Source organism: Hymenobacter sp. 102, from assembly GCF_049949205.1.
GTDB lineage: Bacteria > Bacteroidota > Bacteroidia > Cytophagales > Hymenobacteraceae > Hymenobacter.
The window spans coordinates 1,486,292-1,498,875 of record NZ_CP188172.1; the positions used below are offsets into that span (position 1 = coordinate 1,486,292).

The 12,584-nt window shown below is 62.2% G+C and carries 13 protein-coding genes; 3 read left to right on the forward strand and 10 right to left on the reverse strand.

Features of this window, described 5'->3' with window-relative positions:
- The first annotated feature begins 28 nt into the window (after window positions 1-28).
- The gene (gene dinB, locus ACN19L_RS06455; RefSeq protein WP_426492711.1) at window positions 29-1,108 is read left to right on the forward strand and encodes a DNA polymerase IV; all 1,080 of its coding nucleotides are present in this window, start codon (window positions 29-31) and stop codon (window positions 1,106-1,108) included.
- A 67-nt stretch (window positions 1,109-1,175) separates the two neighbouring features.
- Here the strand turns inward: dinB and ACN19L_RS06460 are convergent, their stop codons facing one another.
- From ACN19L_RS06460 to ACN19L_RS06490, 7 genes are all read right to left on the reverse strand, one after another.
- The gene (locus ACN19L_RS06460; protein WP_426492712.1) at window positions 1,176-1,502 is read right to left on the reverse strand and encodes a hypothetical protein; all 327 of its coding nucleotides are present in this window, start codon (window positions 1,500-1,502) and stop codon (window positions 1,176-1,178) included.
- 150 nt (window positions 1,503-1,652) lie between these two features.
- Window positions 1,653-2,597, reverse strand: coding sequence for an N-acetylornithine carbamoyltransferase (locus tag ACN19L_RS06465; RefSeq protein WP_426492713.1), 945 nt, complete (start codon window positions 2,595-2,597; stop codon window positions 1,653-1,655).
- Window positions 2,598-2,695: 98 nt separating this feature from the next.
- Window positions 2,696-3,523, reverse strand: coding sequence for a hypothetical protein (locus ACN19L_RS06470; protein WP_426492714.1), 828 nt, complete (start codon window positions 3,521-3,523; stop codon window positions 2,696-2,698).
- Window positions 3,524-3,707: 184 nt separating this feature from the next.
- Window positions 3,708-4,844 carry a CaiB/BaiF CoA transferase family protein gene (locus ACN19L_RS06475; RefSeq protein ID WP_426492715.1) on the reverse strand — a complete coding sequence of 379 codons (1,137 nt, stop codon included), beginning with the start codon at window positions 4,842-4,844 and terminating at the stop codon, window positions 3,708-3,710.
- 30 nt (window positions 4,845-4,874) lie between these two features.
- A complete protein-coding gene (locus ACN19L_RS06480; protein WP_426492716.1) occupies window positions 4,875-5,561 on the reverse strand; it encodes an ATP-binding cassette domain-containing protein in 687 nt (228 codons plus the stop codon).
- Window positions 5,558-5,875 (reverse strand): hypothetical protein, encoded by a 318-nt coding sequence (locus ACN19L_RS06485; protein ID WP_426492717.1) that lies wholly within the window; start codon window positions 5,873-5,875, stop codon window positions 5,558-5,560. The genes ACN19L_RS06480 and ACN19L_RS06485 overlap by 4 nt, the downstream gene beginning before the upstream one ends.
- Before the next feature lie 48 nt (window positions 5,876-5,923).
- Entirely contained in the window at window positions 5,924-6,664 is a 741-nt protein-coding gene (locus tag ACN19L_RS06490) for a class I SAM-dependent methyltransferase (protein WP_426492718.1), read from the reverse strand.
- Between the two features lie 185 nt (window positions 6,665-6,849).
- Here ACN19L_RS06490 and ACN19L_RS06495 point away from each other — a divergent pair, with 185 nt between their 5' ends.
- On the forward strand, window positions 6,850-7,884 hold the full coding sequence (locus tag ACN19L_RS06495; protein WP_426492719.1) for a Gfo/Idh/MocA family oxidoreductase: 1,035 nt from the start codon (window positions 6,850-6,852) through the stop codon (window positions 7,882-7,884).
- Between the two features lie 88 nt (window positions 7,885-7,972).
- Here ACN19L_RS06495 and ACN19L_RS06500 read toward each other — a convergent pair whose 3' ends face one another.
- Complete coding sequence (locus ACN19L_RS06500; protein WP_426492720.1) at window positions 7,973-9,097, reverse strand: redoxin domain-containing protein; 1,125 nt, start codon at window positions 9,095-9,097, stop codon at window positions 7,973-7,975.
- Window positions 9,098-9,371: 274 nt separating this feature from the next.
- Here ACN19L_RS06500 and ACN19L_RS06505 point away from each other — a divergent pair, with 274 nt between their 5' ends.
- Complete coding sequence (locus tag ACN19L_RS06505; RefSeq protein WP_426493567.1) at window positions 9,372-11,012, forward strand: DEAD/DEAH box helicase; 1,641 nt, start codon at window positions 9,372-9,374, stop codon at window positions 11,010-11,012.
- A 101-nt stretch (window positions 11,013-11,113) separates the two neighbouring features.
- Here the strand turns inward: ACN19L_RS06505 and ACN19L_RS06510 are convergent, their stop codons facing one another.
- A complete protein-coding gene (locus tag ACN19L_RS06510) occupies window positions 11,114-11,632 on the reverse strand; it encodes a HEAT repeat domain-containing protein (protein WP_426492721.1) in 519 nt (172 codons plus the stop codon).
- A gap of 10 nt (window positions 11,633-11,642) precedes the next feature.
- Window positions 11,643-12,569 (reverse strand): 1,4-dihydroxy-2-naphthoate polyprenyltransferase, encoded by a 927-nt coding sequence (locus ACN19L_RS06515; protein ID WP_426492722.1) that lies wholly within the window; start codon window positions 12,567-12,569, stop codon window positions 11,643-11,645.
- Between the last annotated feature and the right edge of the window lie 15 nt (window positions 12,570-12,584).

Here is a 12,584-nt window from a genome sequence, read left to right on the forward strand (position 1 = left end):
CGAACTTTGGGGCTACCCCTCCCCTGCCGTGGCTTCCGCCGACACTCGTAAAATCATTCACCTCGACATGGACGCGTTTTACGCCTCCGTGGAGCAGCGCGACAACCCGGCGCTGCGCGGCAAGCCCGTGGCGGTGGGCGGCTCCCGGGCCCGGGGCGTGGTGGCGGCGGCCAGCTACGAGGCCCGGCAGTTTGGGGTGCGCTCGGCTATGCCCTCCAGCACCGCCCTGCGCAAGTGCCCGGAACTGGTGTTCGTGAAGCCCCGCTTCGAGGTGTACAAGGAAATATCCCGGCAAATCCGCGGCATCTTCGCCGGGTACACCGCCCTGATTGAGCCCCTTTCGCTGGACGAAGCCTACCTCGACGTAACCGATAACCACCGGGGCGTGCCGCTGGCTACGCAGGTGGCGCGCGAAATCCGGGCCGAAATCCTGCGCCAGACCCAACTCACGGCCTCCGCCGGCATCAGCTACAACAAGTTTCTGGCGAAGCTGGCCTCCGACTACCACAAGCCCAACGGGCAATTTGTTATCCGGCCCGGACAGGGTGAGGCGTTTGTGGAGCAACTGCGGGTGGGCGAGTTTCACGGCATCGGGCCGGCCACGGCGGCGCGGCTCAACCAGCTGGGCATTTTCACGGGGCTGGACCTCAGGCAGCAGTCCGAGGCGTTTCTGCGCCAGCACTTCGGCAAGGCGGGCTCGCACTACTACCTCATTGCCCGCGCCCAGGATAACCGCCCCGTGGTGCCTGACCGGCTGCGCAAGTCGGTGGGTTCCGAAACCACCTTCGAGCACGACCTGCACCTGGCCGAGGAGCTGCGCGCGGGCCTGCAGCCCTGCCTCGATGCGGTGTGGGGCCACTGCCAGCGCACGGGCGTGCGGGGGCGCACCGTCACGCTCAAAGTCAAGTTCACCGATTTCCAGCAAATCACCCGCAGCCGCACGCTGGTGGGGCTGGTGCCCGGCCCCGAGGCGCTGGCGCAGGTAGCCCATGAGCTGCTGCTGGCTCTGCTGCCCCTCAACAAAGGCGTGCGCCTGCTGGGCGTGTCCCTCTCCTCTCTCGAAACCCCGGACGACCTGGTGGGCCGGCAGTTGGCTCTCCTGTTGTAACCGGGCATAAAAAAAACTCCCGGCATATTCAGCCGGGAGTTTTTCAGAAATCGGTTGAAATACGAGCCTAGTTATCGGCCTTCATTTTCGATTTGCTGCGCTTGTTTTTGGCCTTTACATCAGCTCCGGTAGTGGTGGCGGGGCGGTAGGTGCCGTTGGTCGTCGACTGTGTTTCTACCGTGGTAGTCGTGGCCGGTACCGGCGTAGTCGACATGGGCGTGGTCGTGGTGGTCGACTGGTTAATGGTGCCCTGGCTCTGCATGGGCTGACCCTGCATCGGTACCGTAGTCGTCGGCTGGGTCGTTGTCGTGGTGGTATTGGTGGTGCTGGTTTGGGCGTTAGCGGCAGTAGCACCAGTCACGAGCAGGGCGGCAATGGCAAGAAACTTTTTCATAGCAGGTCAAATGAGGAGGTGAAAAATCGGGCGGCTTCACTGAGTCGTAAGCCTGTCGACTATGCCTTTAACGTCAGCGCCCAGGCTTTAGCCAAAAATGCCCGTATTTTATAACCTGTTCATTGCCAGTTACTCGCCAACTTAATCCGTTTATTTCAGTAGTTCGTGCAGCACCGTTTGCATAGAAAATACCCGGTTGCCGGCCTCCTGAATCACCAGCGAGTTAGGCGAATCCAGCACGGCATCCGACACCTCCACGTTGCGGCGTACGGGCAGGCAATGCAGGAATTTGGCGTCATTGGTGAGGGCCATGTGCTGGGGCGTGAGCATCCAGGTGGGGTCGTTCTGCAGCACCTGCCCATACTGCTGGTAGCTGCTCCAGTTTTTGGCCTGCACGTAGTCGGCCCCTTCCAGGGCTTTTTTCTGGTCGTATTCAATGCGGGCACCCTTCGTAAACTTAGGGTCCAGCTCGTAGCCCTCGGGGTGAGTGATGACGAAATCCACCCAGTCAATTTCCGAAAACCAGTCGCAGAACGAGTTGGGCACGCACTGAGGCAGGGCGCGCACGTGCGGGGCCCAGGTCAGCACCACTTTCACCCGCTCCTTCTGCTTGGTTTCGGCCACCGTAATCAGGTCGGCAAAGCTTTGTAGCGGGTGCAGCGTGGCGCTTTCCAGGCTGATAACCGGCACCGTGGCGTATTGCAGTATTTTGTTGAATACTTCCTCGCTGTAATCGGCTTCCCGGTTTGTGAGCGTGGGGAAGGTGCGCACCCCCAGCACGTCGCAGTACTGGCTCATCACGGCAATGGCTTCCTTGATGTGCTCCTGCGTGCCGCCGTTCATCACCGCGCCATCGGCCATTTCCAGCGTCCAGGAGTCGGCACCGGCGTTGAGTACCCAGGCCTGCGCGCCCAGGTTGTAGGCGGCTTTTACGGAGCTGAGCCGGGTACGCAGGCTGGGGTTGAAGAAAATCAGCCCCACGGTTTTGTTGCGCCCCACGTGCTGGTAGCCAAAGGGGTTGGCTTTGATTTCCAGCGCCTGTTGCAGCAGGGCCTTATAGTCGCCCGCATCGGCGAAGGAAGTGAAGTTTTTCATGGCAAATACAAAAACGAAGGCGCAAAGAACGGCAAACCCGACGGATTGCGCTGCAACTCGTCGGGTTTGTGAACTACTGCCTGGAGCCTGAAAGGCCGCTAGTACGGCAGGCCGTCAATGCTGGGATGGCGCTGCTCGTGGTAGAAGCTGAAGCCCACTTTGCTGCCCCGGCTTACCTGCTGGTTTTCCAGCTTCTGCTTCACCGAAATCTTCTGAATGTCACTCAGCGGCGGGGCAATCAGGTCGTTGTTCACGGCGGCAATCATGGCGCTTTCCACGAACAGCTTGAGGCTGTCCTCCGTCACGGGGTTGTCCGACATGTCATTATCGGGCAGCTCCAGCTGCTGCACACCTTCCAGAAAATAGTGGTTATCGATGTTGATGAGCAGGCGGCCCACCAGGTAGCCGGGGTCGTTCAGGCGCTGGTACTTGATGCTGTCGGCCATGAAGTTGTAGGCCATGATGTGGCCGAAAAACCGCCGCCGGAAATCGTCCTCCACGTAGCGCGTCGCCATGGGGCCGTAGTCGTCGGGGAAGGTGACGATGTTGGAGTGCAGCACGAACACCAGCAGGTCGCCCGAGAACCGGATGTGAAATTCCATATCGTTCACCGGCCGGTATTCGATAATGACGGTGGAATCGACGGGTGTGATGCGGCGGCTCAGCTCCACCACCAGCTCCTGCGACACTTTCCGCAGCAAATCAAAAGTAGCCAGCGTATTGCGGTAGATGGACTGCTTGGCGGAAGATTTCTGCTTCAGCCCATCAAAAATCACATCGAGGCGGTCAGCGGGCGAGGGCTCGGGGGCACCGGGCGCATTGGGGGCCTGATTAGTGGAGTGGAGGGAGGCAGTAGGTGCGGCCAGCGGGGCGCCGGGCGTACCGTCGTCGGTTTGGGGCAGAGTAGCGGGCGAGGTGTGCGGCATTACCATGTGAGTAAAGGAGCTGATCTGAAACACAGAAACAAGCCCGGATTCAACAACCAACTGCGCCGGAGCACAGTCTCGGAATCTGGTACCTACGCAAACTAGCCGGCTCTTAGTTTCGATGCTACGGCTTTCGACCAAGCGGCTTCCCGGCCGGATTATACCTGGCAGGGGCCCGGCAAATTTAGCTTTCCACCTTGCCGGACAACGGTGGCGGCGCTATCAGCTGCCCGGCCACCGGCCAGGCCGGGCTGCGAAATGCCACCGTACGCAGCCCCTGATACGGAAAGCCGGGTACGGCGGGCAGCAGCATCGGCTGGGCCAGCGGATGAGTCAGGGCCTCCCCAACGGTACGCACCGCGCCGGCCGGCACGGCCAGGGCTTCCAGGGCCGCCAGCAGCTCCGAACCGTCCACCTCGGCAATACGTCCGGCCAGCAATGCCTCCAGCTCCTGCCGGTGCGCTACCCGGCTGGGGTTGCGGCGGAAACGCTCATCCGCCGCCCACGCCGGCCGTTGCAGCACGGTGCACAGCTGCTGAAACTGCCGGTCGGAGCCCACGGCCAGCAGCAGGCGCGTGCCATCCCGGGCGGTGTACACGGTACCGTAGGGCACAATGCTGGGGTGGCCGGAGCCCATGGGCCTGGGGTCGTGGCCGGTGACGAGGTAGGTGGCCGCCTGGTTGGCCAGGGAAGCCAGCGCGCTAGCCAGCAAGCTTACCTCTACCAAAGCGCCCTGGCCGGTCCGCTCGCGCCGGTACAGGGCCGTGAGCAGACCTTCCTTGAGCTGATGGGCCGTGAGCAAATCGATGAGGGCTACGGGCATTTTCTGGGGCGCATGGCCGGGGCCGGCGGCGTTCAGGTGCATGAAGCCGGTTTCGGCCTGCAACACGGCGTCGTAGCCGGCGCGGGTTTCGTGGGGACCGTAGCCGGTGATGTGGCCGTAAATCAGGCGGGGGTTCTGGGCCGAAAGCGTGGCGTAGTCGGCCCCGAGCTTCTCGGCGTCGCCGGGCTTATAGGAGGTCAGCACGATGTCGGCGCGGGTGGTCAGCTGGAGCAGCGCGGCGCGGCCGGCTTCGGTGGTCAGGTCGATACTCTGGCTGCGTTTGCCCCAGTTGGCGCTGCTGAAGTAGGCCGTTACGGTAGTGGCGGGGTCTTCGGCGGGGGTGCGCCAGGTACGGGTGACGTCGCCGGCCGGGGCTTCCAGCTTGAGCACCTCGGCGCCCAGCTCCGCCAGAAACTGGCCCACCTGCGGCCCGGCCAGCACCGCAGCCAGCTCCAGCACCCGCAAGCCGGCTAAGGGTAATTCAGAGGCAGTGTTCATGCGGCCGAAGGTAGGAGGCCCGGCGCACACTCAGGATGCCAGGTAGCCCCGGTCGCGCAATTCGGTCCAGGGGTCGTGCAGCTTCTCCAGCCGGCCCCCGTGCAGCAGATACACCACATCGGCCAGGGCCAGCACTTCGGCGTAGCGGTGGTCGGTGATGAGCAGGCCGGTGCGGTGCCTGGCCGTTTGCAGCAGGTGGCCCAGTTGCTCGACGTGCACCGGCATAATTCCCGAAAAGGGTTCATCCAGGAGCAAAAACCGGTGGTCACGCGCCAGCAGCAGCAGTACCTGCAGCAGCCGTGCTCCGCCCCCGGACAGCTCCTGCAACCGGCCGCCGGCCCGCACCTGTTCCTGGAATTCCGGAAAACCAGCCAAAGCAGCCACGGCATCAACGCCCAGCAGGCGGGCGGCCTGCCGGATGGTAAGGCTACCGGGCAGCAGGGGCACTTGCGGCAGGTAGCTCATGAGGCCGGCTTGCCGATACGCGGGCATTACCCGCTGCCCATTCACCCGCACAGAAGCATCGGGCACGGCGCGGGAGCCGAAAATAGTTTGGAGCAGGGTTGATTTCCCGCTGCCGTTGCGCCCCAGCAGTGCTACAATCTGCCCGGTTTGCACCCGCAGGTACACATCCGATAAAATGGTGCGCTGCCCGAAAGCCAGCTGAATTCCATCGGCCTCCAACACCCATGGACTTGTTTGTGCAGCAGGCATCATGGAATCAGCAGCCGGGCGGCCTCTACGAGTAGGACAAACACAACCCCATCGAGCAGCAAGGCGCTACCCCACAGCTGCCAGGGCGACAGGTGAAGGTTGCGGTAAAACCAATACTGGTGCGGCCGAAACTGGCTCAGCAGGTAGATAACGGGTGGGAAGGTAATTAGCTTCAGCAGCAGCAGGGGTACCAGCCGGGGCGGCCAGTTCCCAAACATCGGGAGCAGGGACGAGCCGATAATCAGCCCGGATACGGCCAGCGTGTACCCCAACACGGAGCGGTAAAATAAGGCCAGTGCCTTCAGATGATGGAGCATGGATAAAACTAAACCAGAATATGCCGGGCTAACGCGCCGGCCGCCGGTTTAGTCTTTGTGCCCCAACCGTGCAAACACCGGAAATACCACTTCCCGCTCACCGGGTCCCCACAGCCGCGTCAGCTCCCCGGCAATCTGCAGCACGGGGTCCTGCTGGTGCTGCTGCTGGTAGTTAGCCACGCTCGACCACGTGCGCAGGTAGTTCAGCAGCCACTCCGCCGACCACTGCCGCCGCACCGCGAAACGGGCAGTTTGTACCCCGGCAAACGGGAATGGCAGCCGGGCGTACTCATCCACAATGTGCCAGCGGTTATCATCCCAGTAGGGCCGCATGGTGTCGTCGTGAAAGTGCCGCACCAGCGGGTCTAGTTCAGGGCTGATGGAGAGCAGATTGTAGCCCCATTCGGCCAGCACGCCGCCCGGCCGCAGCACGCGGCGGGCTTCGGCGTTGAAGGCGTCCATATCAAACCAATGCAGGGCCTGCGCCACCGTTACCAGATCGAAGCCATCCCCGCCAAACGGCGTATGCTCAGCTTTGGACGTTTGGTAGCGGATGTTGGGCCGTTGCGGAGCCTTACTTAACTGGGCGGCGCTGATGTCGGTGGCGTCTACCTGGGCAAAATGCCCGGCCAGCACGGCCGCTACCTGCCCGTTGCCGGTAGCGCAGTCCCAGGCGGCGGCGCGGCCCGGCACCTGCGGGAGCAGCCACTGGTACAGCTCCGCCGGGTAGTCGATGCGGTAGCGGGCGTATAAGTCTGCCTGAGAGGAAAACCGGTCGAGCGTAGCCATGGTGTGGGGTTGATTGTTTGCAAGAAGACAGGCCGTCATTAAGAAGGTAGCCGAAGAATTTCGCGCACTGACGTCTGGTTTACTACCACCACATCAGCACGCGGGATTCTTCGACTACGCTCGGAATGACGTTCTTGGCTAAGTATTGCTACCATTCTGCTACTTAGTAAAGACAAAAAACGCCCATGTCCTCTCCCATTCAAACCGGCCTTTTGGCCTACGGCATGTCGGGCCGCATTTTTCACGCGCCGTTCGTGCAGGCCCACCCTGGCTTTCAGCTACGGGCCGTGGTGGAGCGCAGCCGCAAGCAGGCCCAGCAGCATTATCCTACCGTTACGAGTTACGACAGCGTGGCCGAGCTACTGGCCGACCCGGCACTGGAGCTGGTCATCATCAACACGCCCAATGACACCCATTTTGCCCTCGCCCGGCAGGCCTTGCAGGCCGGCAAGCACGTACTCATCGAAAAGCCCGTAGCCACCACCGTGGCCGAGCTGGATGAGCTACTGGCCCTGGCCGCGGCCCAAAACCGGCACGTGCTGGCTTACCAGAACCGCCGCTGGGACTCCGATTTTCAGCTGGTGCGCCAGGTGGTAGAAAGCCGGCAGCTGGGCAAGTTGACTGAGGTGCATTTCCGCTTCGACCGGTACAAAACGGCCCTCAATACCAAAACCTTCAAGGAAGACCCCGCCGTGCCCGGCAGCGGCCTCAGCTTCGACCTGGGCCCGCACGTGCTGGATCAGGCCCTAAGCCTGTTCGGCCGCCCTGAGCAAACGCGCTTCACCCGGGCCCGCCACCGCCCCGGCTCCCGCGTCGATGATTACTTCCACGCTCATCTGCAGTATCCGCAGGGCCTCAACGTGTTTGTGGCCGGCAGCCTGCTCACGGCCGCGCCGGTGCCGGCCTACGTGCTGCACGGTACGCTGGGCTCCTTCCAGAAAAGCCGCGCCGACGTGCAGGAAACCCAACTCGACCAAGGCCAGCTGCCCACCGCTGCTACCTATGGCCACGAGCCCGCCGGCCAGGAAGGCACCCTCACACTGGTGCCCGCCCCCGGCGAAACCCGGGTTTCGCACCTGACTGCGCCCCAGGGCCAGTACCAGGGCCTGTTCGACGCCGTGCACCAGACCATCCGCCACGGCCAGCCCTTCCCGGTGCGCGCCGAAGAGCTGCGCTGGCAGCTGGAGATTCTGCAACTACCCACGCACAAGCAGTTTTAGAGCAAATTCCGAGTTACTGCGCAAGGTGTAGAGACGTACCAGTGGGCACCTCTACACCCTGGGCAGTGACTCAAAAAATGTTCGGAGGTTACTTCACATACTGCGCCAGCGCTTCGCGCAGGGCGGCTCCTTTCAGATTAACCGCCAGGATTTTCCCGTTGGGGTCAATCAGAAAGTTCTGCGGAACGCCGGTGACGTGGTACAGGCGGGCGGCCGCGTTTTCCAGGCCCTTCAGGTCCGAAACCTGGGTCCAGGGAAGCTGGTCGGCGGCAATGGCTTCTACCCACTTGGCACGGCCTTTTTCGTCGTCAATGGATACGCTCAATACATCGAAGTTGCGGCCTTTGTATTCATTGTAGGCCTTGACGACCGTCGGATTTTCCTGACGGCAGGGGCCGCACCAGCTGGCCCAGAAATCCACCAGCACGTACTTGCCCCGGTAGTCATGCAGGGAAACCATTTTGCCGTCGGGAGTTGGTTGGGTGAAATCGGGGGCCTGGGTACCCGCCATTACCCCCTTCATGCCCGCCAGCCGCGCGCCATACTCGCGGCCGGCCGCGCTGCTTTTAAGCTCCGGACTCAGGGCCGCGTAGAGCGGTGCCACTTCCTCATAAGCAGGCTCAATCATCTGTATTGCCGTCAGCGCGTGCAGGCTGACCCAGGATGCCGGGTTGGCTTTGATGAAGGCGTGCTGGGTGGCGGCTATCTGCTTATTAAAGCTGGTGAATTTAGCCTGTACCTGCTCCCCGAAAGCGGGGTCCTGCTGTTGCTGGGCTGAGGCCTTCTGCAATTCGGCTCCATACGCCTCCACGTTGGCAAAGACAGGTTTCAAGGCCTCCTTCAGCCGCAGATTATCGGCATTGACCGGCCCGCCTTTGATGGAGACGTGGGTCAGCGAATCGGGGCTGGTAACGACTACCGTGCCCGGTTCCAGGAATATGAGCGTCTGTGCCCGCGCACCGCGCAGGTTAGCCGGCCGGCCCTTTTGGCGTAGCAGCAGTTCAGCCATAACCGGCTCCGCAGCCGTGCCCCTGATTTCAAACGCGCCATTCTTCACCACGGCGGAATCCAGCGCCGAAAGGCCGCTCACCAGATACACTTTGGCCGGCGCACTGACGGTGCCAAGCTTCCCCTTGATGGTATAGGTAAATGGCTGCTGGGCCTGGGCAAAGCCGCCGCTTAGTAGCAAAATCGGCAGGATACGCTTCTTCATACGTTGGATAAGAGGATGATGGGAAATACGCGCCAGATAATGCCCAGGACGCAGGGGTTTTCGGCAGCGGACAAGTAACGGAAATTTCGCCGCTCCACGGCTGCCGCCGGGCCCGGGGCGGGTTCCGCCGTCAATCCCCTATCTTTGTTAGCAAAGCACACAAGCGGTTTGCTGACCGAGACGCAAGGTCAGCCCTCTATCATCTTAACGAAGCTGTACCTTGACGTTTCACGAGTTTAACCTGCACGATGACCTGCTGGCGGGCATCGATGCCATGAATTACCTGAATGCCACGCCTATTCAGGAGCAAGCCATTCCGCGCATTCTGGAAGGCAAAGATTTGATTGCCTGCGCCCAGACCGGCACCGGCAAAACGGCGGCCTACCTGCTGCCCCTCATCGACAAGATTTCCCACGCCAAGCACGGCACCACCTCCACGCTGGTGTTGGTGCCCACCCGCGAGCTGGCCACTCAGATTGATGAGCAGGTAACCGGCTTTGGCTATTTCGTGGAAGCCAGCTCCATTGCTATTTACGGCGGGGGCAAATCGGAGGGCTGGGAGCAGCAGAAGCGCGCCCTTACCTCCGGGGCCGACATCATCATTGCCACGCCCGGCCGCCTCATTGCCCACATGCAGATGGGCTACGTGAAGTTTGAGGACCTGAAATACCTGGTGCTCGATGAGGCCGACAAGATGATGGACATGGGCTTCTCCGATGACATCCTCAGCATTGTGCGCCAGCTGCCCAAGCAGCGCCAGACGCTGCTGTTCTCGGCCACCATGCCCAACAAAATCCGGGAGTTTTCGCAGCAGATTCTGAATCAGCCCGAGGAAATCCGGCTGGCCGTATCCAAGCCCGCCGCCGGCATCGACCAGCAGTTCTACATGGCCTTCGACCGCCAGAAGATTTACCTGCTGGAGCACATCATCAAAACCCAGGATGTGCAAAGCATGGTGCTGTTTACGAGCCAGAAAGCGGCCGTGGGCGGCATTGTGCGGGCCATTAACAAGCTCGGCATTGAAGCCCGGGGTATTTCGTCGGACCGTACCCAGGAAGAGCGGGAGGAAATCATGCGGGCCTTCAAAAACAAGCAGTTCCCCATCCTGGTAGCCACCGACGTGCTCAGCCGCGGCATCGACATTGACAGCCTCAGCCACGTGGTGAACTACGACATTCCCCGCGCCGCCGAGGACTACGTGCACCGCATTGGTCGCACGGCCCGCGCCGCCACCAAAGGCACGGCCATCACCTTTATCAGTGACCAGGACCAGGACAGGGTGGTGAAGATTGAGAAGCTGATTGAGCGGGAAGTAGAAAAGCAGCGCATCACCGAGGCAATGGGCCTGGGCGAAGCGCCCGAGTTCGACCCCAAACGCTTCAGTGGCCTGCGCGGCAAAATTGGTGGCCGCCCCGAGCGCGGCGGCCGGAGCGGCGGCTCCGGCGGTGGTGGGGGCCGTGACCGTGGCCCCCGCTCCGAAGGAGGCGGCCGCAGCGGCGGTGGCCGCGACGGAGCCCGCCCCAACCGCGGCGACGGTAAACCCGACGCCGACCAGCAGGCCCGCATTGCCCGCGCCGCCGCCGCCCTGGCCGCCCTCGATGCCGGCCAAGCCCCCGCTCAGCCCTACCAGCGCCCGCCCCGCGAAGACCGGCCCGAGGGCAGCGAAAGCCGCCCCCGCCGCGAGCCACGGGAGCCCCGTGCCCCCCGCCCGGAAGGCGAAGCCCGCCCGCCCCGGGAGCCCCGCGCTCCACGCCCGGAAGGGGAAGCCGCTGCCCCCCGGGCCGAAGGCGACAAGCCGGAAGGCCAGCGCCGCCGCAAGCGCGGGGGCCGCAACCGCTCAGGCCGTGGCCCTCGCCCCGAGGGCGGCGCACCGGAAGCGGCAACTACTGCACCGGCTGCCCCCAGCGCGGAGTAAATTGCAAGCATAGAAAAGCCCCCGTTACGTAGCGTAACGGGGGCTTTTCTATGTTTTTTCTGTACGTTAGGCAAATGTAAGATTATGCTACTGTGGCAGGATTACTCTGTCAGATAGGCCATAAATCCTTCTACGAAATAGTCAATGTTTTCGTGATTTTCCTCGAACCTGTAGCATAGCTCCGGTTGCGCTTTGCAGGCGTTCCATTGCCGTTGAATACTGAGTAAATCTTCCGTTGTGAATTCAAACTCCTGCTCCTCTAACACCTGCATAGCCATCTGCTTGGCTTCGTACCCCTGATAGAACAGAATTTCAAACAACTCTTTCAGGTGGTGCCGACAGTCCAGGGTTTGCAGGGCGTACACCAGCGTACCGTTATAGCCTCTGGTATTAGGGGTACGAATAGCAGCCAGCAACGGCTCAATGGCTCGATTATCGGCCCGGCCGCGCAGAGCTAAGGCCGCTGCGTTTCGGGCACGCGGATTTGTGTCGGATAACAGACTGAGTAGCGCATCAAATCCCTGGTTTCCAGGTAAGTTGGCTAGTTGATTGCATGCGGCATTAGCCTTCTGCCAATCATCGGATGTCGCTTCCTGCTTCAGCTGTTCAACCTCGCTCATATACTTACGTTTACAGCACCTGCCCTAGCCCAAACAGCAAGGTAAATACCAGCGTGGTCAGCGCCATTTGCTTCAGCAGCGGGTCCAGTTGCATACTGTCCTGGCGCTGCCACACGGCGGCGGCATTGCGGGCCAGTAGCGGGGCCGCCAGCAGGAACAGCCACTGCCAGGGCGAGTGGTAGGTGAGCACCACGTAGAGCACGGCGCACACCAGCCCGGCCGTGAGTAGCACCACGTGGTACACGCGGGCCCGCTGGGGGCCCAGCCGCACCGGAATGGTGATTTTACCAGCCAGCTCATCGGAGCGAATGTCGCGGATGTTGTTCACGTTGAGTACGGCCGTGGCGAAGCAGCCCAGCGCGGCGGCGGGCAGCAGCACGGGCAGCGGCAGATTGCCGGCCTGCAGAAAATACGTGCCGCACACGCCCACCAGCCCGAAGAAGATAAACACCGACACGTCGCCGAGGCCGGCGTAGCCGTAGGGCCGGGAGCCGGCCGTGTAATTCACCGCCGCCCAGATGGCCGACAGCCCCAGCACGAAAAACGCGGCTGTAACCCACACGGCCGCCGCGCCCAGCGCCACCCACAGCAGGGCCACTCCACTCACCAACGACAATGCCCCGAACACCACCATGCCGCGCTTCATCTGCGCCGGGCTAATGGCGCCGCTTTGCACGGCCCGCTGCGGCCCCTCGCGGTGCACACTGTCGGCCCCATTCTGGGAGTCGCCGTAGTCGTTGGCCAGGTTGCTCAGGATTTGCAGCAGAATGGTAGTGAGGGCTGCCAGCGCTACCACACTGCCCCGGAACTGTCCGTTGCTGGCCGCCAGAAAGCCCCCCGCCATGATGCTGGCCAAAGCCAGCGGCAATGTGCGCGGCCGGAAGGCCGAAATCCAGGCTTTGGCGGGACTGGCGGGAGCAGAAACGGAAGACGACATGACAGGAAATTAAAC